This window comes from Rhizobium binae (genome assembly GCF_017357225.1).
Taxonomy (GTDB): Bacteria; Pseudomonadota; Alphaproteobacteria; order Rhizobiales; family Rhizobiaceae; genus Rhizobium; species Rhizobium binae.
Map to the genome: position 1 here is coordinate 3,417,467 of NZ_CP071604.1, position 21,716 is coordinate 3,439,182.

Consider the following 21,716-nt stretch of genomic DNA (forward strand, 5'->3'; position numbering starts at 1 on the left):
CGAGCCCGTGAAAAAGGCGTGACACAACTCTCGGTGACGATTGCCGCTTTTGATTCACCATGCAGGCCGTGTAGGAAATGTTGTCTCGTGCAATTTCCAGGACAAATCGGCATTCACGCGGATATCGGCTGCTGCCCGCACCGCTTTTAATAACTCCAGCGCATCGATGCGTTTTTGATCGACGGAATGCCCGACAAGGGCCGTCAATAGTTTCGGACGATCCGGCTCAGCTATGCCGGTGCACTGTTCGACGATCGACCGCCACGTCCGCCTCTTGAAGAAGACTGCGCCGGCGGCATTTTCAAGCTCCCGGCGCACGCCTCCTGGGAGCAATCCCTTCCTCTCCATGGCATCGAGCGTGGCGCTGACATTGACGAGCGGTATCGTCAACGGTTTGCTGCCCAGCGCGCTAGGCGCGTGCACGAGCGCGACGGCGGCATCATCGACCAGCCGGCCCGAGCGGTAGTCTTCGAAAATGCGGCCGACCCCGACCATACCGAAGGAATGGCATTCTGCGGCCCGCAGCGCGCCCATGCTGGCCGCCCCCAGAACGGTCACGCCAAGCGAGAGCGCACGGAGAATTTCCTTATGCCAGACCGGCGCGGCATACTCGAAGCCGCCGTCGATCAGGCCGATGACATTGGCACCCTTTTCCGCCGCAGCCAAAATATCCCCCTGCATCGCAGGCGGCAGGACGCGTATCGCCTCGCCGGCAAGTTCGGCTGCGTCGGGAAGACTGGGACCTGCGAAAATGATCTTCAAAAGCCGATCGCCCTCGCCAGCGCCCTTGTTCCCAACCGCCGAGCACGCTCCCCTTCCGGATTTTCGAGCGCGGGAATAACGACCTTGACGACGCTGAAGGGAAGTGTGTCCTCGCTGAGGCGTACGGCGATGACCGAACCGATGTCTTTTGTTCGCAAGGCCTCCAGCACGTGCTGCAGCATCTGCGCCAGATCCCGTGGCCGATATTCCGGCGCTGGGCCCGGCGATCCGGGAACTGCCTCGAAGGCTCGCCGCATCAGCGGCGGCAAGGATCTTGTGAAGATGGCCGGCGAAATATCGTCCCTGGCTCCGCTGATATAGGTGAGCCGCGATTGCACGGCTTCCGTTACCGCCCGAATGGCCGCGCGGACGGGAGAGGGATGAGCCCCTATGCCACCGGTCACCTCGACAAGGCGGATGTCCCTGCCGCCGTGGCGATCCCGCGGATCCGAAACGCAATCCCAGGGGCCCAGCATGGCGGTGAAGCAGGGAACGGCGATGTCGCTGGTGATATCGAAGAGCCTGAGCGCCAATCCCGATGCTTCGATCTTGTCGATCAACCCGTCCAAGGCGCCGTCCTGGTAACCGCGGGGATCGACGCAGCCGGCATAACGATCCGCTTCCGCGCTGACTTGCCACAGCACATGGGCGTCCCGCTCGATCCGCTCGAGTACACCGTGAAAAATCGCTTCCTCGAGGTTGTTTCCCGAGGCCAGGCCGTCCGATGACATCCAGTATCGGGCATCCCGCGTACGGTCGAGCACCACCGCTTCAAAGGGGATATATACCGTCCCGCCCGTGAGCATATCGATGCCGGCCACCCATTCCGTCTCCTCGTCTGGCCCGAGGTCGGGTTTATGGACAGCGATCAGGCAGTCCAGCCTATCGACCTTGTATCCCATCGCCCGCAGGCCGGAGGCGCTGCCGCGGAACCGATCGACGAAAGGCTCGCCGGCAACGGCCCGTTCCAAGGCTTCCATGACCGTGGACACTTTGGCATCGACATCGGTCAGGCCTTTCCCCTGAGCAATCACGATTGATCGCGAATTCGGGGTATACGCGCACCAGACGGGAATTCCGATGTCGTCGAGCCCGGTATGTCGCGCCACCCTGGTAACCCCGAATCTGGCCAACAAGGGCTCGACGCGGGAAAGGGTTTCCCGCGGCGATATGATCCTGTCGGAATATATGGACTGGTCCGTCAGAATGCCGACTCAGCCGTCGACGTGGCCGGAAAGAGCGACCTGCGCCGACGAAACGGCGACAGCCAAATCGACGCCCTTCACGAATGTACCGCCGGATTTACGAAGGCTGCTCGCAGTCGCCAAATCCCCCGTCGGATTGAGCGGCGTAACCGTGCCCGCGTTGAGATCGGCGAGCCACAGACCCGCTTCGTCCGGTATTCCTATGATGACAACTTTCGTCATTAAAATGCCCCTCAACTATTGTTAGAATCCGGCCTTCAACAGACCCTCCCGATATAGCTCTTTTTGCCAATGCTCCTTGAACGGAATGATGGCGAGCCACTTCTCGACGTCGAACACCGGGTTGATGCTTTCGGCGCGTTGCCGATGGAAGAGTGCCCGTTTCCGATCGCCGATCATTGCGCAACTGGCCGCGGCGATACGATGGGCCGGCGCTTTGTCTTTCATCGCTTCGACATAGGCGATGGCCTCCTCATACTGTTCCAGAAAGAAACTGGCTCCCGCGGCACACCAGAGATAGGCGTCAGGCGCGATCGGATTGAGCGAAATTGCTTTCCTGATCTTCGCGAGCGCGTCCCCGGGGCGGGATGCATGTACGAGCGTGTCGGCATGGCTGTAGATGACATCGGCAAAATGCGGACTGAGCTCTTCGGCCAGATGAAGGGCCGCGACACTCGCATCGACATCGCCGAGATAAAGTTTGGTGACCCCAAGCTCACGATGGCCTGCGGCCGATTGCGGATCCCGCTCGATTGCGCGAAGCGCATGCTGCTCCGCCAGATGCAGCAGCTCGTTATTTCCCTGCGCCCTGACGAGCCATTCGCTGGTGAAGGTTCTTGCCAGCCCGGTAAATGAGGCGGAGAAATCCGCCTTATACGACAGCGACTGCTTGAACGCCTTCCTTGCCCGGCGGATATGCGGCAATGTCAGCTTGCTCATCAGGCTCGAGCCGACGAGATAGGCGTGATAGGCTGCGGGATTGGCTTCAAACCGTAACCGCTCCTCCTCGTTCTCAGCCAACTCACGGGCCACCGACACGGTCAACTGCTGGGCGATCACCCGCCTTTGGCGCGGCAGTATATCGGGGTCCATCGCAAAGCGGTTGGCCCAGATAATCTCGTCCGTGGGAAAATAGATCAGCTGCGCAAACAGCCCCTCTTCGGAAAATCGCGTGTCCAGAAGATAGGCGATCGAGTGCCTGGCGACCACAGCAGCCTTCTCGGAGTCGCGGCGGATCTGGCCGGCCGTATGCGGCGCGACGATGGAAATGTTCCGAAGTGCGCACAATTCTATGGTGACGTCTTCGATCAGGGCGTTGGCAAGGGCAAGTCCGGCATCGGCATGCTTGGCGGTCGGGGGAAGCAACACCAGACGCGGCAGGATCAGCGGCGCCGCCGATATGCTTTCGATGCCGGTCGATGCACTGCCAGACTCTGAACGCTTCACCTCCACCCTTGGATGGCCGTCGCCAGTTGCCAATCTCTCGCCTAACGATGAGCCGCCGGATAGCTGGTGCAGCAGCGCCCTCACCTGCTCGTCATTCGGATCCCTCTCGAGGATTTGCAGGGCGGCGCTCGAAATGATGCGGGCCGCGCCGGGCTTCTGCACCTCGGGCAGCGCCTCCAGCAATGCCTGACGCAAATGCAGCGCCTGGGCGTCCCGTTGCGCCCTGATCCATGCATCGATCGGCTTTGTCGCCGGCTTGATATTTCCGATGAAACCGCGCTGGGTCAGTTCGGCGATCGCGTGCAGCCGATCCAGCGGCGCCCCGCCGGCCCGAAAGACATCCAGATCGCTGGAAACCACCTGCGGGTCGAGGCGCACCGTCGCGGCGGTGAAATCGAAGGCTATTTCGGCGCGGCCGCCGTCAATCTCGCGGATGCGAGACAGCATTTTGCGCAGATTGAGCCGCGCCAATTCCGGCTCGACGTCGCTCCACAGAAACTGTGCCAGTTCATAGCGGCTGAGCTCGTGGCTCGCCCCGGCATAGATATGGGCCATCATCAACAGACCTTTGATCGGATAGCGAACTGGCTCGCCATTCGTCTCGGTCAACCGCAGAGCGCCAAATGTCTGCAGATGAAGCACAATCCATCCTCAGTTGTGCGCCACCGGATCCTGTAGCTCGCTGTCGATGTCGGGCAAGCCCGTAACCGCCAGGCTTTTGGCCAGTGCCACCAGTTTTTGCCTGATGTTCGCATCCTCGATGGCGATAAACGCCTTGTTGAGTGCCAGTCCTTCCTTCGACGACAGGAATTTGTTCAACTCGCTCGTCTCACCTTCGATCGGTCCGGAACCACCGTTCTCGAAGAAAAAGCCGACCGGCACGCGAAGGATTTCGGAAATACGCTGAAGACGGCTGGCGCCGATGCGATTCGTGCCTTTTTCGTACTTCTGAATCTGTTGAAAGGTAATGCCCAGAAGTTCAGCCAACCCATGCTGGGTCATCCCGAGCGTCTTTCGCCGAACTCTCACGCGGTTGCCAACATAGACGTCGATGGAATTCGGCGATTTGGCCTTCATGTGAATAAGTCTCCCGCTCTATCAGCACGCCGCTGTATAATGGAGAATTTGAGCAAGAATGCAACTAAAAGTAAATATCTTATAAGGTTTTTTTTCAGTGCTACGCACAGTACAAACAACCTGTGGACTACCTCAGGCGCGTGTGATGACGCTCATATAAGGATTCTCTTATCCAACAAGTCAGAGCGAGAACGGATTGCCGAAAGCGGCCCCTGCGGCCCTGTCTTCCTAAAGAGGCTTTTCGGCCACGGCGATCATCGACTTGGCAAAAGCAGGTATCCTCCCGACGTATTCAAAACGAATACTGCCGAAACCGGCATCAAGCAGCAGCGTGCCGAGCGTGTTTCTCGACCAGAACTTGATGTGCCCATGATCCTTCAGCGGCATGAAGTGATCATCCATTTTCCCAAGCGCTGCCAAAGCGAGGTTCTTCAGATAGCCGTGATAGGGCGTCGATACCACGGCGATGCCGCCAGGCTTGACCAGATCGTACATCGTCGAGGTGAAGGCCCTGGGATCATAGACATGCTCGACCACTTCCAGGCTGATCACAGCGTCGAAGGTACCGTAGTCCCTGGAGAGCTCGTCATAGGCCGAACCGACCTTCAGCCGCAGCCCGGGGTAATTGACGTTAGCCTTGGCGATGCCATCGCTTGAAGGATCGACGCCGACGACGGAATATCCCTTTTCCGCAAGAGTTGCGGCCGCCCCGCCGGTGCCGCATCCGAGATCGAAGACATCGCGCTTCGCAGAGCCGGCAAAATGGCCCTCCAGCACCCCCAACACAGCTGGCAGGATGTAGGAATGCGCGGTTGTCGGTCTGGCATGGATATAGGTGGTCGCGTCCAGTTCGACGGACATGTCCCTCCCCCCTTCTGCAATGACACGGCAGACCCTATAGAAGAATACGTCGAAAATTGGGTAAAATCCGGCAGAATAGGACGACGGCTAAGAATATAACCTGCAGTTTTGCAATAAAAAATTTAACCTTTGCGAGAAGACAAACTAAATCAAGCAGCATCAAAGAATGGCTCTAAAATGCCATCAACAATAGCAAGAAAACTTGCAGAGGTCGAGAAACAGATGAGGCTGCGGTAGCCCGCCTGCCAATCATGCGCGCGGATAATCCGCCATTTTCGTTGCTGCCACAGAGGTCGATGCATTGGAGAGTCTCAAAGTCGAGGACCCCATGGCGCTTCCGCCAAACATGCCGCGCCCGCTTCTTGCCGATCACATCCCCGACGCGGCAGAAAGCCGAACAGCAAGCCAGAAGATATTTAACGGATGGATGTATACTGCTGGATCAAGACAGCCCGATCGAAACCCTTCTCGCGTATCCGGAGAAGATAAGCTTGCCCGAGAATCCGTTGCCCGCCTATGCCAAACAGCCAGTGGGAAAATCGCGGATCCCCGCGATCTTCTGGTTGCTGCTGATGATGTCCCTTTCGCTCGTCATCGGAACCGTGCTTCTTTCCAACGACATGAAGCACTTGAGGACGATCGACCGCTATTTCGGCTTCGGTCTCTTTTCATATGAGATCAAGCCGCCGCCACCGAAGGCGCTTCCCCGTCCGGCGCCCCCGGCCTCCGTCAGGCTTCCCTTGCATGCCACCGAACCGGCTACGGCGCAGACCGCATCAACCTTTCTCAGGACATGGCGCATATCAGGAGCGGCCATGTGCGCGGCCCTGCGCAACGCCGGCATCCAAACCAGCGAATGGGCGGCAGCGAGCTTCAACGCCAACACCTTCGAATGCTTTTTCGAACACAGCGGCAAACGGGAAAAGGATCAGCTTCCCAGTTCCATCTTCGTCATTGTGCGCGGCGACGCCGCCGGCACGATCAACAACATGCGCGTGAAGATCGTCAATCCGAAGACCGACCAGAATGGCCAGCTCGACCCGAGCATCCTGCGGATTTTCGAGGTCATGCTGCGCCAGCCGCAATGGCTCGATTTTCATGAGGCGTTGGACGCGATCAAGAATCTGAGGGACATCAAGGAAGACGGCTTCGGCGCCAGCATCACCTTCAGCCGCGAGGTGCTCAATCCGGACCGCTACAATTTTACGCTCTCGCTGGATGCGACCTCGGGACCTCAAAAGAGAACGAGAAATTATTTCTCCGACAGAATCTGGCTTCCATCACCGGAGCCGACGGTCGAGACAGACCCCACGCAACCCGCGCCGGCTTCAGCGCAATAAAGTCGGAAATGAGCAGCGGCGGACGCTGGTCGAGGCCGCACGCCATGAACCGGTCTATCAGGCCATGCGACTTGCATCGTCGTGATGCCGGGCCAGAATTTTGTAAAGCTCTTTCAAACTGTCCCCGCTCGGTCGTAGGGTGACCACAAAAAAACGGCATTTTGAAATGACATATGAAAAAGCTCATACCGTAGCTGAACCATCTTCCATTACGAGCGTCCTCCGGGAGGATCTATATCTTGGCACAGGCCGAAAAGTCTCGCGGTTACCCACAGTATTCGCTCCTGGGAACATATATTTGAGGTTGCATTACTCCGTCGGAGCAAACGCAGATCGGAACGGGAACGCGGCAAACCAACCCCGGCTGCCGCAAGCTCCGTCGCAATGAGAATCGCACACAGCGAGGGATAGAATGAACAGGAGACGATTCCTCGCTTCGATTCCGCTCGCACTGTCTTGTGTCCAGGCAGGTGCGGCGCCGGCCAGGGTGCCGGTAAAACCAGGGCTGCGCGCCCTTGCCGACAGCAAATCGTTCCGGTTCGGATCGGCGATCGACCTGCAAAATATCGGCGATCCGGCCGCCTGCGACCTCTATCTCGACAACGTCAATTCGATAACGCCGCGCAACGAATTGAAGTGGAAAGCGACGGAAAAGAGTCCCGGCGTCTTTTCCTTCGGGGCCGCCGACCGGATGGTTGCATTCGAGCGAAAAAACAACATGAGGGTTTATGGCCATACACTGATCTGGTATCGCGTCCCGGATTGGGTGTCGGAGATCACCGATGCGCAAGCCCTTCGGACGGTCATGAACCGTCATATAAAACAGGTTGTCGCTCGCTATAAGGGGTCGATCGATGCCTGGGACGTGGTGAACGAGCCGTTGGAATATGATGCGCCCGACCTGCGGAATTGTGTTTTCCGACGCCTTCTTGGCGACGATTCTATTCGCATGAGCTTCGATATGGCGCATGAGACCAATCCGGGTGCCACGCCGGTTCTCCACGAAACGCATCTTGAAAAAAAATCCGCCACCTTCGAACAAAAGCGTGTGCACATTCTCAAAATCGTCGAGGATCTCGTCGCCAGGAAGACTCCGATCAACGCGGTAGGGCTGCAGACGCATTTCCGCCCGGGCCTCGACCGGATAGATCCGGAGGGAATGGGGCGATTCTGCGCGGCTCTGAAGGAAATAGGCATTGGTGCCTATATCACCGAACTCGATGCATCCCGCCACTTCCTGAAGCACGACCAAGGCTTCGCGCCGGCCGCCTATGCCGATAATTTCCGCGACGTGATCGCCGTGGCGGCCGAAGGCGGCGACTTGAAAGGCGTCACCGTATGGGGCATGTCGGAGAGATACGGCGAGCCCGATGAAACGGGACCGATGCCGATGGAGCCTGCGCGAAGCGCATTAATCTCTACGATCAAAACAACGCGCCGCGCAGTTCAGCTGATGGCATCAGGCAGGCAATAGAGGCGATGTGATGCTCAAGACAACGGAGACGTCAACAGATTCATGAAAAAGGCGGTTATTTATGTGGAAAAATTTCTGCCTGCCAGCCAGGCATTTGTTCTCAATCAAGCGGTAGCGTTTCGTTCGTTCGAGGCCGAAATTCTTGCCGGCACGCGAATTTCCTCGGCTCACACGAAAAAATCCACCGTTCCGGTTCATGACATCCGCCGGTCTCCGGTCGCACGTGTCGGTGAACTGCTGTTGAAAATTCCACAGATCGGCCTGCCTTTCCTCTTTCCGGCGATCGGCCAGGCCGATCTCGTTCACGCGCATTTCGGCAAGAACGGCTATGTCATCGGTCCCTTAGCGCGGGCCGCCGGCAAGCCGCTCGTCACAACGTTTCACGGCTTCGACGCCACCTATCGCGGTGATCCGAAAAAGCCGGGCGGCTTCAATCAGGTGCGCTTTTTCGCCAAGGGACGGAGCGAGATGGCCGGCTGGAACAGTTGGAACATCGCCGTCTCCGACTTCATCCGCGACCAGCTGCTGGCACTCGGCTTCCGTGCCGACCGCGTCTATCGCCACCACATCGGCATCGATCTCGATCTCTTCAAAATGGAGCCTCGCCCCCGAAAAAGGGGACTGGTGGTTTCCATCGCCCGTTTCGTCGACTATAAGGGCCACCGCTTCATGATCGACGCGCTGTCGCGTGTGGCGGCGACCGGCACGCCGGTCGAATTCGTCATGGTGGGTCAGGGACCGCTGAAAGAGGAAATCGAGGCGCTGGCGCGTCGTTCCTTGCCAAGCGTCACGATCCATGAAAATCTGTCGCAGACTGAGATAAGGGACCTGCTGGCCAGTGCAGAGCTTTATCTCCACGGCAGCGTGACCCTCGACAATGGTCACGCAGAAGCGTTCGGCCTCGCCAATCTCGAGGCCGAGGCCGTCGGCACTCCGGTCGTCGCATTTCGCTCGGGAGGCGTGGGTGAAGCGATAGAGGAGGGGAAAACTGGCTATCTCGTGGAGGAGCGGGACGTCGCGGGCATGGCGGAAGCGGTCGGAAGACTGCTCAACGACCAGGCCCTGTGGACAAGCTTCAGCGCACGGGCACCGCTTCTGGTGGCCGAGCGCTTCGACATACGTCGTCAAACGGGAACGCTCGAGGACTATTACAGTTCCGTGCTAGACGAATTTTCCAGCCGGGGTCGGACTTGATGGTGCAGACAGGAAAGAAGCCGAAGTGGGGACTGAACGTATTTCGGCCGCTACGGAACGGAATCGTCAGGGCCAAGTGGCTCTACTATACGAAATTCTGGGGAATGGACATCGATCCGACTGCCAGCTTTTCCCTGAGCGTGCGGTTCGATAAGACCAACCCAAAGGGCCTGCATATCGGCGCGGAGACCTATGTCGCCTTCGAAGCCGCGATCCTGACCCACGACCTTACCCGCGGCCTCTATCTGCATACGAGGATCGGCAAACGCTGCTTCATCGGCGCCCGCAGCATCATCCTGCCCGGCGTCGAAATCGGCGACGAATGCGTCATTGGTTCCGGCTCGGTGGTGACCAAGAACGTGCCGCCGCGCTCGCTCGTCGCCGGCAACCCGGCAAAGATAATCCGCAGCGACATCAAAATCATTTCGCGTTACGGCCGCATGGCCCGCGACGACGAAACAGTCACGCAGATCGTGACGCACTTGCCGACTGGAGAAGCACGATGAAGATATTTGCCTATCGTGGGAAACACGAGAATTTCGGCGACGAACTGAACCATTGGCTCTGGGAGCGCCTGCTGCCCGGCTTCTTCGACGAGGACGAAAACCAGCTGTTTCTCGGCATCGGGTCGATCCTCTACGACCATTTCGACCCGCAGATCCAGAAGATCGTCTTCGGCTCGGGCTATGGCGGTTACACTAATCCGCCGAAGGTCGACGGCAACTGGACGTTCTATTTCGTGCGGGGGAAGAAGACCGCCGAAGTGCTCGGCATCGACCCGAGCTATGCCATCGGCGATTCCGGCATCCTCACGCGCAGCTGCTGGGATGCAAAAAGCGTCGAGAAGCGGTATCCGGTCTCCTTCATGCCGCACTACGAAAGCGCCATGTACGGCAGCTGGGACAAGGTCTGCGAGCTTGCCGGCATCCACTATATCGATCCGCGCTGGTCGGTGGAAAAAGTCCTGACCGAAATCAGCGCATCGCACAAGGTAGTCTCCGAAGCGATGCATGGCTGCATCATATCCGATGCGCTGCGCGTTCCCTGGCGGGCGATCCGGCCGATCGCGCCGGGCAACCGGGCCAAGTGGTATGACTGGGCGAGTGCGCTTGATCTCGAGATCGATTTCGATCCGATCGGCCCCTCGAATCTCGTCGAGGTCGGGGCCTCACTGGTGCGGAAAAACACTTACCTGTTGAAAAACATCACGTTCCGCCACCGTCGCATCCGGCAGCTGACTGGGAATTATGTCTTCGGTTCGACCGTCAAGACATTGCAGCGCGTGGCGGAAAAGCCGGGCCAACTCAGTTCCGATGCGTCGATCGAAGGGGCGCACGACAAAATGCTGGTCGAGCTTAATCGGCTGAAGCAAAATTTTTCAAAAAAGACGGCAAGCGCCCTGTGAGGGCGCGAACCGGTTTCGTGACGAGGCAATAAGGCATGATGCTTTTGAACTCCATCAATCCCCTCTGCACCCGCCGTGGAAAGAAGTATCTTGAATGGTTGTGTGGCCCGCTTGAACCGTCGATGTCCTCGACCTCAGGAACCGTTCGCCCATGAGCAGTGTGACCGATCGACTGATTCAGGGCAGCATCTGGCTGAGCCTCTCCCGCGCCATCGTCAACGGGCTTTCGGCGCTGAGCACCTTTGTGCTCGCCTGGTATCTCGTGCCGGCTGATTTCGGTCTCGTTGCCATTGCGACGACGATCCAGGTCATTCTAAGTTCTGTCACTGAACTCTCGCTCAATCAGGCGCTCATCCGCCACGAGTCTCCGAGCGAAACTCACTTCAGCGCGGTCTGGACATTGAGCGTGACAAGAAGTGCCATACTGGCGCTGATATTTGCCGCCGCGTCCTATCCGATTGCCGAATTCTACAACGAACCCCGGCTGACGAGCGTGATGCTTGCCTTGAGTTTCAGCCTGCTCCTGAGCGGTCTCGCCAATCCGCGCCGCGTCATGCTCCAGCGTGATCTGATCTTCTGGCAGGAGTTCGTCCTCAACGTCTCGCAGAAGTTGGTCGGCTTCGTCGTGACCGTGGCGATCGCGGCCATCTACCAGAGCTATTGGGCGCTCGTCATCGGCACCCTCGCCTATCAAGTCACCAACATCATCGTTTCCTACACCGTCCTGCCGTTCTGGCCGCGCATCACCTTTCGCCATGCCCGGGAATTGTTTTCCTTCTCGGTGTGGCTGACGGCCGGACAGATCGTCAACACACTGAACTGGCGGATCGAGTATCTCTTGATCGGCAAGATGCTCGGCGCCACGCAACTCGGCCATTATACTGTCGGCAACACCCTTTCGACGCTGCCGACACGTGAGGCCACGGCGCCGCTGAACCAGACAATTTATCCGGGCTTTTCCAAGGTCCGCAACGATCCGATCCGGCTTGTCGCAGCCTATCAGCGCGCGCAGGCGCTTCTGGCGGCGGTGGCGCTCCCGGCCGGCATCGGCATGGCTGTCGTGGCCGATCCAATGATGAGGCTTGCCTTGGGCGAGAAGTGGGTCCCCGCAATCTTCATCGTGCAAGCGCTCGCATCGGTCTTTGCGCTGCAGACCCTCGGTTCGCTCGTCCAGCCGCTCGGCATGGCAAAGGGCCATACCAAGCTGCTGTTCATCCGCGATACCCAGATGCTGGTGGTGCGCATTCCCATCATTATCGCTGGCCTCATGATGGCCGGGCTTCCCGGCGTCGTCTATGCGCGCGTGCTGAGCGGTCTGATTTCCACGGCGGTCAATATGCTGCTCGTCAAGCGTCTGATCGGGCTGCCATTTTTCCGGCAGCTTGCGGCCAATTTCCGGGCACTTGCCAGCGTAGCCCTGATGGCAGCCGGCGTCTGGGGATTGTCGCATATTTTCAGCATGCCCGCCGACAAGCTGCACCTGGCCCTGTATCTTGCCTTCCTCGTCATCACGGGCGGCATCATCTATGTCGGATCGAGCTTTGTTCTCTGGGTTGCAATGAAGAAGCCCAATGGCCCGGAAACCGAAGTTCAGCGCATCGTTGTCAAGTTCCTGTCAAAAGCGAAACGTATTGCCGTACCCAAGTCGGCTTGAAGCTAAAATGAACATCAACAAGAGAGGCAGAATGACCAGCCAATCCAGATCTGAGCTGATCGCAAAACTCAATGGCATGATCCACGATTGCCTGAAGGACTATGTCTCGCGCGAGGAACCGCTCGCCATTCTCGACTTTCCTGACATCCGCAATTGCGGCGATTCGGCGATCTGGCTGGGCGAGATGGCCTATCTCAAGGATCGCTTCGGCAAACGCCCGGACTATGTGTCCAGGCTGTACGATTTCTCCGCCGACGAACTGAAGCGACGCGTGCCAACCGGGCCTATCTTCATCCACGGCGGCGGCAATTTCGGCGATATCTGGGTTGCCCACCAGGATTTCCGCGAAATGATCATGGAGCGCTTTCCGGATCGGCAGATCATCCAGTTCCCGCAGTCTATCCACTACAGTTCGGCTGAACGCATCGAGCAGTCCAAACGGGCAATCGGCCGCTACAAGAACTTCGTTCTGCTCGTGCGCGACGAAGAATCGAAGGAGTTTTCCGAGAAGCACTTCGACTGCACCGTACGACTGTGCCCGGATATGGCCTTCGCCATTGGTCCGCTTGCCGAAAGGGCAACACAGATTCCCGTCCTTGCCATGTTGCGGGAGGACGCGGAACGGGTCGGCGGCAGTGAACGCAAGATCCCGTCCGATATTCCTGTGGAAGACTGGATCACCGAGTCGAAACGGAAGGTCGATATTGCCAAGAAGTTGGGGGTCGCTTCGGCTTATCTCGCCTTGAAGCCGAGTGAAGTTGCCTTGCGCAGGCTTGATGCTGCGGCGCACAACCGTTTTGAACGTGGCATCAGTCAGATTTCGCGCGCCCGCGCAATCGTGACCGATCGCCTGCACGTCCATATCTGCTCGCTGCTGCTCGGCCGTCCGCATGCGGTGCTGGACAACAGCTACGGAAAGATCCGCCGCTTCATGAACGCTTTCTCCGGCGGCACGGATCTTTCATACAAGGCCACCTCGCTCGAAGATGGAATCGACTGGGCGCGTCGCCAGGCGGCCAAAGGACGTGTCGATGAAAAAGAAACCGTGAGCTTGCGGGCTTAAAGGGGGTCTTTCGATGCCACTTCTCACCTTCATCATCCCGGTCCGACATCAGGACAATGCCCGCGATTGGAGTAAGCTGAAGGCAAATCTCAGCCAAACCGTGGCTTCCATTTCCAATCAGACCAATGGAGACTGGCGCGGCATCATCGTCGCGAACGAGGGGGCCGACCTGCCTGATTTGCCGGAGAAATTCTCCGCCGTCCGTGTGACGTTTCCGCCGAACGACATGCACGAACTCGGAAAGGGCAGCAAGGAGGACTTCCTTGACGCCTTCCGTGCCGACAAGGGCCGGCGGGTGCTGAGCGGCATGCTGAATGCCGCAGACAGCCGCTTTTTCATGATTGTCGATGACGACGATTTCGTCAGTTCCCGGATCGTTCAATACGTATCGGAAAACCGGAACGCCAACGGATGGACGATCGACAACGGCTACATCTGGGATGACGGCGGCAATTTTCTATTCGGCCATGACGATTTCAGCCATCTCTGCGGCACCTCGCTGATCATTCGCGCCGATCTCTATGAACTGCCGCAGCGGTTTGAGGACGCCTCGCTCGACTGGATCAAGTCGATGCTGGGCAGCCATGTCCGCATTGCGGAAATTCTTGCTCAACGCGGTGCACCGCTGACCAAGCTTCCCTTCCGGGGTGCGGTCTACCGGGTCGCCCATGGAGGATCGCATAGCCGGGCGCCGAGCCTGATGCGGCAATATTTCCTCAATCGCGGCGTGCTCCTCAAGCCGCGCCGGTTGTTGCGCAATTTTCGCAAGCTGAGGGTTCTCGGCAACGGTTATCGGCGCGAATTCTTCGGCCGGGCGCGGTCGAATCCCGCGTAGGAACCGATCCGCCCTATATCGCATAGGCAGTCAAGACATGAGGCTTTTCTCTTTCGACTTCACCAAAAAGGTTGGTAAATGATGTCGGATCTCTCCGTCAGCGTGCTCTTTTCATCCTATAATGGCGCCAGCCGCCGGCTGCGCCACACTTTGGATTCCTTGGTGTGCCAAGAGCTTCCTCATGATCAATGGGAACTGATCGCCGTTGACAACAACAGCAATGACGGCACGTTTGATCTTTTGAAGTCCTATAGCGACAAGCTGCCCATCACCATCCTGCAACAGCGCAAGCCGGGTAAGTCGGGGGCGCTGAACCTTGCTCTGGATCGCGTGAAGGGTGATCTCATCGTCTTTACCGATGACGATGTTCGCGCCGAGCCCAACTGGCTCAAGGCGATCGTCGATTGCGCCGTCGCCCATCCGGATTATGGCGTCTTCGGCGGCAGGATCGTCCCCGATTGGGAGAAAGAGCCAAGAGACCCTTTCATCGAGTGGATTCCGATGGGATCCACCTTTGCGATCGTCGATGAAACACAAAGCGGACCCTGTGACCCGACAAAGGTCTGGGGTCCGAATACGATTATCCGGCGAGAGCTGCTTGGAACAAGCGTGCGCTACCGCGAAGATATCGGTCCCCTTCCGGGAAAGATCTTCGCCATGGGCGAGGATGCGGAAATCATCATTCGTCTCGCGGCAAATGGTGCCCAATCCTATCGATGCGCCGAGGCCGTCGTACATCACTGGATACCGGCATCCAGCGTTACTGAAGATTGGGTTCAGAAACGCGGCGAGCGGCTTGGCTACGGCATGCCAGCGCTCTTTCCCGATGAGGTGCCCGGAGGGGTGAGATTAAGTGGGGTCCCGCTCCCGACCTGGATCGAGAGCGCGCAATGGGCGTTCCGCGCAGCCCTGCTTTATCTCCTGCCGCGATCGAAGACGCGTTTTTGGGCGATCTGGAAATATTACTACATGCGTGGCTACCGCGCCGGAATTCGCCGATACGCGCCTGGAACCCTGGCGCGGTGATCGATTGGCCTGCTGCATGCTTCCTTAAATCGGAAGCAATTTGAGGATAAATCGTGCGGCACTCAAAGCAAAATCATGCCCATTGCGCGTATCAAAAGACACCGCGCTGTAGGAGACGATAATTTGAAACTCTCGGTGCTGATCAACAATTTCAATTATGGGCAGTTCCTGCGCCCATGCATCGACAGCGTTCTGTCGCAGAACTATCCGGACTTCGAGGTCGTCGTGGTCGACGACGGCTCCACGGATGATTCCAGGGAGATTCTCGCTTCTTACAGCGCGCGCATTCGCTCCGTGCTGAAGGAAAACGGCGGCCAGGCCTCGAGCTTCAACGCGGGTTTTGCTGCCGCAAGCGGCGATATCCTCTTTCTCCTCGATGCCGATGATGCGTTTCTGCCCGGCAAACTTGCGCGCATCGCCGAGATCTACGGCCGCAACGAGATCGACTGGTGCTTCGATCGCGTGACGACCAATGAAGCCGAACAGCCTGCCGCAGAACTGCAAGTGACACTGTTCGACAAACGGGACACGCTGCGCCGGGGTGGCTTTCCCTCGCTTCCGGTGCCGACTTCCGGTCTGAGCTTCCGCCGCAGCCTGCTGGCCCAGATCCTGCCGATGTCCGTCGCCAAGGACGTCGTCCTCAGCGACAATTACATCAAGTTTGCAGCCGCCTTTCTCGGTCGCGGCGCCATCGTTGAAACACCGCTGACGTTTCAGCGAATCCATGCCTCGAACCGCTATACCGGCACGAACAGGGCAAAGACATTGCGTCCGCGGATCATGATCGCGACGGGGCTGGAACTGGCGCGCCGCTATGATGGGCTACAGGCGCTCGGCAAGAGCCTTGTGGCCGGCGGCATCGCCGAAACCACATCGCTTTTGAAGCTGAGGAGCGAAGCCCGCAACACCGTCGCCGGCGGTCCGTTCGGCGAGGATGCCGTCACCGAGGTGGCTCTGATGGCGGCGCGCAAGCGTTTGGGAAATATTCTGCGGAGAGGACAGTCATGAACCAGCAAGACACTTTCCCGCATTCGCCGGCCGGAGCCGTTCAGACCGGCGCGGCGCAGTTGAAGATTGCCGTCGGCGTGCTGACCTATCGGCGGCTGGACGGGATCGCCAAGCTGCTTGACGTGATGACGCGCCAGACGAAACATCCGGATCGCCCCTATCATCTGACCATGGTGATCGTCGACAATGATGCGACCGGCAGCGCCAGAGCCACCGTGGAGGGCTTTGGCCAAACGGGCGCCTACGATCTGATCTATGTCGTCGAGCCGAACCAGGGCATACCCTTTGCGCGCAACCGCGCCATGGATTCAGCCCCTGCCGACACCGACCTCTTCTGCTTTCTGGATGATGATGAATGGCCCGTCGACGGCTGGCTCGACGCCATGCTGGAAACCCGGGAGAAAAACCGCGCCGATTGCGTCTACGGCCCCGTCCAGCCGGTCTATCCCGAAAACCCACCCGAATATTTCATCAAGGCGAGGGTTTTCGAGCGCAAAAAGAACAAGGATGGTCAACGCATTTCCTATGCGGCCTCGAACAACGTCATGTTCGATTATCCCCTGATCCGTTCGTGGAACCTGCGCTTCGAAGAGAAGATGCGCTTCACCGGCGGCACGGACTATCTCTTCTTCAATCAGGCCATTCGCCGCGGCATGCAGGTTTTTTGGGCTGACAAGGCGCTCGTCTATGATATCGTTCCCGCCGGCCGCATGACCTGGAAGTGGGTGTTGCAGCGGCAATACCGGCTCGGCAACACCTTCGCCGTCAGCGAGGTCCTGCACGGTAATCTTAAGCGCCGACTCTATCGCGCGGCCTACGGGGCTACGAGAGTGATGCTCGGGCTGGCCATGCTGCCGGCGATCGTGATTTCACCCTATTGGGGCATGCGCGCCCTCACCCATGTTCTGCGCGGCGCCGGGATGGTCAACGGGATCCTCGGACACGCATACCAGGAATATAAACCCAATGCCGCCGTCTGATACTGTTTGCAGGAGCGTTGTGGGATGAGTTTCGGCCCTACTTATGTTCAGGACGGAGATATCGGCCTGCGGCCGGCCGCTCGTGCACGGCCGCGCCACGGCATCCGAAAGGAGACGCTCGTCCGTCTGCTCCTGACGGGGATATATTATCTTGCGCTGTTCCGGGCCACCGGCATGTGGTATGGTTATCCTTCGAATTTCGACGACGGCGCGTCTGTTGATCCGCTTCCTCAGAAGCTGATGCTTTATTCGCTGATCCCGTTGATCGGCCTCTATTGTCTTCTTGAACCGAACCGCTTCCTCGCCTTTTTCCGCGGCATTTCGCCCCTCGTATGCGTCGTGATCCTTGCCATAGTGGCGTCATTCGCCGGTTCGCTCGATTTCGGCGCCTCAGTTCGCGGCGCCGCGGCCGTCGGTCTGCTGGCGCTTGGCCCCCTGCTCTTCCGACTGCGCTACGGCAACGAGGAAACCTTGCGCCTCCTGGCCAATTTTGCCGTTTTCTCCGCCTTCGCAAATGTCCTCTATACGGCCGCCTTCCCCCATTTCGGGATCATGGGCGGCTCCCTGGCGGGCGCAGTGAAGGGGCTGTTTTATCACAAGAATACAATGGGACAGTTCTCCGCGATCTGCTTTATCGTGCTTATTTCCCATCGCCTGCCCTCGCCCAGGCTCCGCTACAGCGGCTTGCTGAGAAGCTTCGCCATCCTGCTGACCCTGCTCCTTGTCGTGATCTCCCTATCGTCGACCGCGGTCGTCATGGTGGCGATCGGCCTTGCGACGATTTTCGGCCTGAAGATGATGGAGAATGTCAGGCACAGCATGGTCCGCGCCTTCATCGTCTTGTTCCTTTGCCTCCTTATCGGCTTTGCCGGCTCGATCGCCTATCTCGGCGTTGCCCAGGCAGTCGCCGAAGCTTTCGGCAAAGACCTGACGCTGTCTGGCCGCTCCGATATCTGGGAACAGGTGATCCCGCTGATTTACGATCGTCCGGTCTTCGGCTATGGCTTCGCCACATTCCGCCAGGCCGACATCGTCGAGGAATATGTCCGTCTCGGCCACACCGTTCACTCGCTGCACAATACCTATCTCGAGATCTGTCTCAACATCGGTATTCCAGGCTTTCTCTGCTGGATCGCCTTCCTGTTGACGCGGATCTTCAGGAAGATCGCCGCGGTCTACAGGAGCCAACAGCTTCAGACCGTGCAGGCGAAGGAGGTGGCGCTGATCCTTCTTGTCATGATCGGCGCGATGACTGAAGCGGGAATGATGCTCGCGCCGATCGGTTTATGGCCGGTCCTCGTCTCCGTCTTGCCCATGACGACTGAACCCATCGTCCCGCCGCGTCGGCGGCGGCTTCTCTCGAGAAGATCGGCCGGGCGACGGAGCTTCCACCATTCACAACCCGTTTCAGGAGAGTAGGCAATGACCAGCGCCCCAATGGCCGTCCCGGAATCGAAAAGAGCCGCGGTCAGCGTTGAACGCGAAAAATTGCTGGATATCGAACGCGGCAAAGGCCTCGGCATCGTGCTGGTCGTCTACGGCCACCTCGTCATGCAAGGCACGCTTGGCGAACAGCCATGGTACCAGGCGACGAAAGCCGCGATCTACACGTTCCACATGCCGTTCTTCATGTATCTCAGCGGCTTCGTGTTCTTTTTCACCGGCGCGCACAATGCGCTCGACCGGAACTTCGGCGCCTTCTTCGCTAAGAGGTTTGACCGGCTGCTGGTCCCCTTTATCGTGATGTGCCTGGTCAACGTCTTCGGCAAGCAGCTCGCCGAGATGTTCATTCATGTCGACGATGGCGTAAGCGGCTTCTGGCAAGGCCCATGGGCGGTGATTTCGAACAGCCCGAACAACCCGACCATTTCGATCTGGTACCTTCTGGTGCTTTTCGTCTATTCAGTGCTGACGCCCATCTTGTGGCGGCTGAGCGGCCGCCGGATCGGCATCCTTTTCCTGTTCTCGCTGGCGATCTTCTTCATTCCCGCTTCGGAGAGGTTTTATGTCGCGCGAATTCTGAGCTATTTCGTATTCTTCGCCGCTGGAATGCTGAGCTGCAAATACTCCGCCTACGCACTGAACATATTCTCCAAATATATCGTCGTCTGGCTGATCGTTTTCGCGGCCGTACTTTATATCGGCCGGAGTTTTCCCTATTGGCTTCTTCTATGCGGGGCGGCGTCGATTCCGTTCCTGCACGCTCTTGTCAGATTGCCGTTTTTCGAAAACGACAAGATCCTTCTCTGGTTCGGCCAGAATTCGATGGTGATCTATCTGTTCAACACGATCTTCATCGGAATAGCCAAGGGTGTCTATGTGAAGATCCTGCCCTATCACGGGCCATGGTTTGCATTGATGATCGTTATATTGATGATTGCCGGAACATTATTGCCGATTCTAGCCAAGATGGCGCTTCAGGCAGTGCCGATGGCAGGACCCGTTTATAAGTATGTCAGGTGAGCCGCTGAGCCGAATTGAGAATTTTCCCGATCCATGCGCTCGACCTGCCGGCCAATAATGCTAGAATTCTATTAAACTGCCGCGATACAGCCACGGTTTCGGTGGAACGGTTTTGCCTCTAATCATCGGTCAAACATAGGAGATGCCTGTCTATGGCTGAGAAAAAATTGAAGGTTCTCGCCGCCTCCTCCGGCGGCGGCCATTGGGAACAGCTGATGACCATGCGCAGCGCCTTCGAGGGCTGCGATATCATTTTTGCAACCACCATTCCGGGGCTGCTTTCCAAATACGACATTCGGGACGGATTGGTCCTTCCCGATTGCAGCCGCGATTCGATCACCATGTCGATCCGGTGTTTTTTCAGCGCTTTTGCCATCGTCATCAAGCATAGGCCCGACGTCATCATCTCCACCGGTGCCGCGCCCGGGCTTTTTTGCCTGCTCGCCGGCAAATTGACAGGCAAACGCACGATCTGGATCGATAGCGTCGCCAATGTCGAGAAGCTGTCCCTTTCGGGAAAACTGGCCGGCCACATTGCGACGCTCTGGCTCACGCAATGGCAACATCTGTCGCGGCCGGACGGCCCTCATTACGCAGGAGCCGTCCTTTGATCCTGGTCACCGTCGGAACGCAACTGCCGTTCGATCGCCTCGTCAAGGCGGTCGACGCCTTCGCCAAAGAATTGACCAAGCCGGTCCTGGCGCAGATCGGCAAGGGCACCTACACACCCGAGAACATGAAATGGATCAAGAATATCGAACCTGCCGACTTCGACAGGATCTTTCGCGAGGCGAGCGTGATCGTCTCTCACGCAGGCATCGGCACCGTGCTCACGGCGAAACGCTTCGGCAAACCGATCATTCTCGTTCCCCGCAAAGCAGCCCTTGGTGAACACCGAAACGATCATCAGCTTGCGACCGTCAGCCAGCTCGTCGACCGGCCTGGCATCTATGTCGCGCATGACGATGACGAACTCAAAGATTATCTCCTCCAGGATCTCAGCAGTCCCTCCCAAGAGGATCCGTCCGACGTCGGCCGGGCATCACTGGTCAACTATCTGAAGGGTTATCTCGCAGCCGACTGAGCCAGCGACGGGCCGCAGACGCCCTTGAGAGGGCGGAGATTCATTCTCCGCAATCGCGGCCGGCGATGTGTGCGACGAGGTCGGGCACGATAATGCTGGCGGCAGCCTCGGGCCGCGGATGCGCGCCGTCGGGAATCGCGGCGGCCAGTTCATCCGGGTTCAGGCGCTCCCAGCCGGGCCGGTGATCGACGAACTCCAGACCGCGTTTCCGTGCCTCCGCCTGATGGGCCGAGATATAACTGCCGACGAAGGGACGGATCAGCCCCCGCAGTCCCGAAAACGGATTCATTGCCATGAGGATGATCCGCGCCCGCGGCAGGCGCCGATGCAGCTGATCGAGGATCTCGCCTATATTCCTTCGGCTTTGCGCCAGCGACACGAACCGGTGCACCGTTGCGTCATTGGCGTAGAGCTCGATCAGAATGATATCCGGCTCTTTGGCAATGACGCGGTCCAGCTGGGTCAAAGCCCAGGCCGACGTCTCGCCGCTCTTTGCGACGCTGTCGACCCTGACGGGCCTCTGGAGGCAGGCGGCAAGCTTTGCCTCAAGTCCGCCCTGCCATCCCCCGCGCGCTGTCAGCGATGTTCCGAAAGCCACTATCTTCACTGGCGGAAGGTTCTCGGCATCACTCCTCCCTGTCGTTGAAACCATGACGATGCAGGCCAAGAACAGACCCGGCGCCCATGCCAGTCGCCTCCCCGTCGGCACCGCTCGCCAAAGCCACAAACATATCATGATGAAACCATATCGCGGCGGGAGCTATCCGTCACCCGCCAGCATGGCGCAAGGCAAGCTTTCCGTTCAGCCAGAAGGTAAAGCTTGCCTGAGAGGCGATATG

The 21,716-nt window shown here is 58.4% G+C and carries 22 protein-coding genes and 1 pseudogene; 15 read left to right on the plus strand and 8 right to left on the minus strand.

Annotated features, from left to right (window positions below; genetic code table 11):
* Positions 1-54 precede the first annotated feature (54 nt).
* The 7 genes from J2J99_RS16770 to J2J99_RS16800 form a co-directional block, all read right to left on the minus strand.
* The gene (locus J2J99_RS16770; protein ID WP_168298395.1) at positions 55-762 is read right to left on the minus strand and encodes a TfuA-like protein; all 708 of its coding nucleotides are present in this window, start codon (positions 760-762) and stop codon (positions 55-57) included.
* Positions 759-1,934 carry a YcaO-like family protein gene (locus J2J99_RS16775; RefSeq protein ID WP_168298494.1) on the minus strand — a complete coding sequence of 392 codons (1,176 nt, stop codon included), beginning with the start codon at positions 1,932-1,934 and terminating at the stop codon, positions 759-761. Before J2J99_RS16775 ends, J2J99_RS16770 begins: the two co-directional genes overlap by 4 nt.
* 42 nt (positions 1,935-1,976) lie before the next feature.
* Positions 1,977-2,189: a hypothetical protein gene (locus J2J99_RS16780; protein ID WP_168298393.1), complete on the minus strand. Its 213-nt coding sequence runs from the start codon at positions 2,187-2,189 to the stop codon at positions 1,977-1,979.
* Positions 2,190-2,210: 21 nt separating this feature from the next.
* Positions 2,211-4,055, minus strand: a complete 1,845-nt coding sequence (locus J2J99_RS16785; RefSeq protein ID WP_168298391.1) for a peptide antibiotic resistance protein — start codon at positions 4,053-4,055, stop codon at positions 2,211-2,213.
* 9 nt (positions 4,056-4,064) lie between these two features.
* Positions 4,065-4,490, minus strand: a complete 426-nt coding sequence (locus tag J2J99_RS16790) for a helix-turn-helix domain-containing protein (protein WP_168298389.1) — start codon at positions 4,488-4,490, stop codon at positions 4,065-4,067.
* A gap of 228 nt (positions 4,491-4,718) precedes the next feature.
* Positions 4,719-5,351 (minus strand): class I SAM-dependent methyltransferase, encoded by a 633-nt coding sequence (locus J2J99_RS16795; RefSeq protein ID WP_168298387.1) that lies wholly within the window; start codon positions 5,349-5,351, stop codon positions 4,719-4,721.
* A gap of 149 nt (positions 5,352-5,500) precedes the next feature.
* On the minus strand, positions 5,501-5,653 hold the full coding sequence (locus J2J99_RS16800) for a hypothetical protein (protein WP_205919017.1): 153 nt from the start codon (positions 5,651-5,653) through the stop codon (positions 5,501-5,503).
* Positions 5,654-5,842: 189 nt separating this feature from the next.
* Between J2J99_RS16800 and J2J99_RS16805 the strand changes: the two genes are divergently transcribed.
* The 15 genes and pseudogenes from J2J99_RS16805 (at position 5,843) to J2J99_RS16875 (ending at position 20,877) form a co-directional block, all read left to right on the plus strand.
* The gene (locus J2J99_RS16805) at positions 5,843-6,691 is read left to right on the plus strand and encodes a DUF6030 family protein (protein ID WP_168298385.1); all 849 of its coding nucleotides are present in this window, start codon (positions 5,843-5,845) and stop codon (positions 6,689-6,691) included.
* 412 nt (positions 6,692-7,103) lie between these two features.
* Positions 7,104-8,176, plus strand: a pseudogene (locus J2J99_RS16810) (endo-1,4-beta-xylanase).
* A gap of 31 nt (positions 8,177-8,207) precedes the next feature.
* Positions 8,208-9,359: a glycosyltransferase gene (locus J2J99_RS16815; protein WP_168298383.1), complete on the plus strand. Its 1,152-nt coding sequence runs from the start codon at positions 8,208-8,210 to the stop codon at positions 9,357-9,359.
* Positions 9,359-9,865, plus strand: a complete 507-nt coding sequence (locus J2J99_RS16820) for an acyltransferase (protein WP_168298381.1) — start codon at positions 9,359-9,361, stop codon at positions 9,863-9,865. The genes J2J99_RS16815 and J2J99_RS16820 overlap by 1 nt, the downstream gene beginning before the upstream one ends.
* On the plus strand, positions 9,862-10,764 hold the full coding sequence (gene pssM, locus J2J99_RS16825; protein WP_168298379.1) for an exopolysaccharide glucosyl ketal-pyruvate-transferase: 903 nt from the start codon (positions 9,862-9,864) through the stop codon (positions 10,762-10,764). Before J2J99_RS16820 ends, pssM begins: the two co-directional genes overlap by 4 nt.
* Before the next feature lie 151 nt (positions 10,765-10,915).
* Positions 10,916-12,418 (plus strand): lipopolysaccharide biosynthesis protein, encoded by a 1,503-nt coding sequence (locus tag J2J99_RS16830; protein WP_168298377.1) that lies wholly within the window; start codon positions 10,916-10,918, stop codon positions 12,416-12,418.
* Positions 12,419-12,449: 31 nt separating this feature from the next.
* On the plus strand, positions 12,450-13,481 hold the full coding sequence (locus tag J2J99_RS16835; RefSeq protein ID WP_168298493.1) for a polysaccharide pyruvyl transferase family protein: 1,032 nt from the start codon (positions 12,450-12,452) through the stop codon (positions 13,479-13,481).
* Positions 13,482-13,494: 13 nt separating this feature from the next.
* Positions 13,495-14,316: a glycosyltransferase family 2 protein gene (locus J2J99_RS16840; RefSeq protein ID WP_168298376.1), complete on the plus strand. Its 822-nt coding sequence runs from the start codon at positions 13,495-13,497 to the stop codon at positions 14,314-14,316.
* 81 nt (positions 14,317-14,397) lie between these two features.
* Positions 14,398-15,342 carry a glycosyltransferase family 2 protein gene (locus J2J99_RS16845; RefSeq protein WP_168298491.1) on the plus strand — a complete coding sequence of 315 codons (945 nt, stop codon included), beginning with the start codon at positions 14,398-14,400 and terminating at the stop codon, positions 15,340-15,342.
* 123 nt (positions 15,343-15,465) lie between these two features.
* Positions 15,466-16,350 (plus strand): glycosyltransferase family 2 protein, encoded by an 885-nt coding sequence (locus J2J99_RS16850; protein WP_168298374.1) that lies wholly within the window; start codon positions 15,466-15,468, stop codon positions 16,348-16,350.
* Positions 16,347-17,330: a glycosyltransferase family 2 protein gene (locus tag J2J99_RS16855; RefSeq protein WP_168298372.1), complete on the plus strand. Its 984-nt coding sequence runs from the start codon at positions 16,347-16,349 to the stop codon at positions 17,328-17,330. The genes J2J99_RS16850 and J2J99_RS16855 overlap by 4 nt, the downstream gene beginning before the upstream one ends.
* A gap of 24 nt (positions 17,331-17,354) precedes the next feature.
* Positions 17,355-18,749: an O-antigen ligase family protein gene (locus J2J99_RS16860; protein ID WP_168298369.1), complete on the plus strand. Its 1,395-nt coding sequence runs from the start codon at positions 17,355-17,357 to the stop codon at positions 18,747-18,749.
* Positions 18,750-18,752: 3 nt separating this feature from the next.
* Positions 18,753-19,793: an acyltransferase family protein gene (locus tag J2J99_RS16865; RefSeq protein ID WP_168298367.1), complete on the plus strand. Its 1,041-nt coding sequence runs from the start codon at positions 18,753-18,755 to the stop codon at positions 19,791-19,793.
* Positions 19,794-19,945: 152 nt separating this feature from the next.
* Complete coding sequence (locus J2J99_RS16870; protein WP_016733851.1) at positions 19,946-20,404, plus strand: glycosyltransferase family protein; 459 nt, start codon at positions 19,946-19,948, stop codon at positions 20,402-20,404.
* Positions 20,401-20,877 carry a glycosyltransferase gene (locus tag J2J99_RS16875; RefSeq protein WP_168298365.1) on the plus strand — a complete coding sequence of 159 codons (477 nt, stop codon included), beginning with the start codon at positions 20,401-20,403 and terminating at the stop codon, positions 20,875-20,877. Before J2J99_RS16870 ends, J2J99_RS16875 begins: the two co-directional genes overlap by 4 nt.
* A gap of 40 nt (positions 20,878-20,917) precedes the next feature.
* Here J2J99_RS16875 and J2J99_RS16880 read toward each other — a convergent pair whose 3' ends face one another.
* Positions 20,918-21,613, minus strand: coding sequence for an SGNH/GDSL hydrolase family protein (locus tag J2J99_RS16880; protein WP_168298363.1), 696 nt, complete (start codon positions 21,611-21,613; stop codon positions 20,918-20,920).
* Positions 21,614-21,716: the final 103 nt, after the last annotated feature.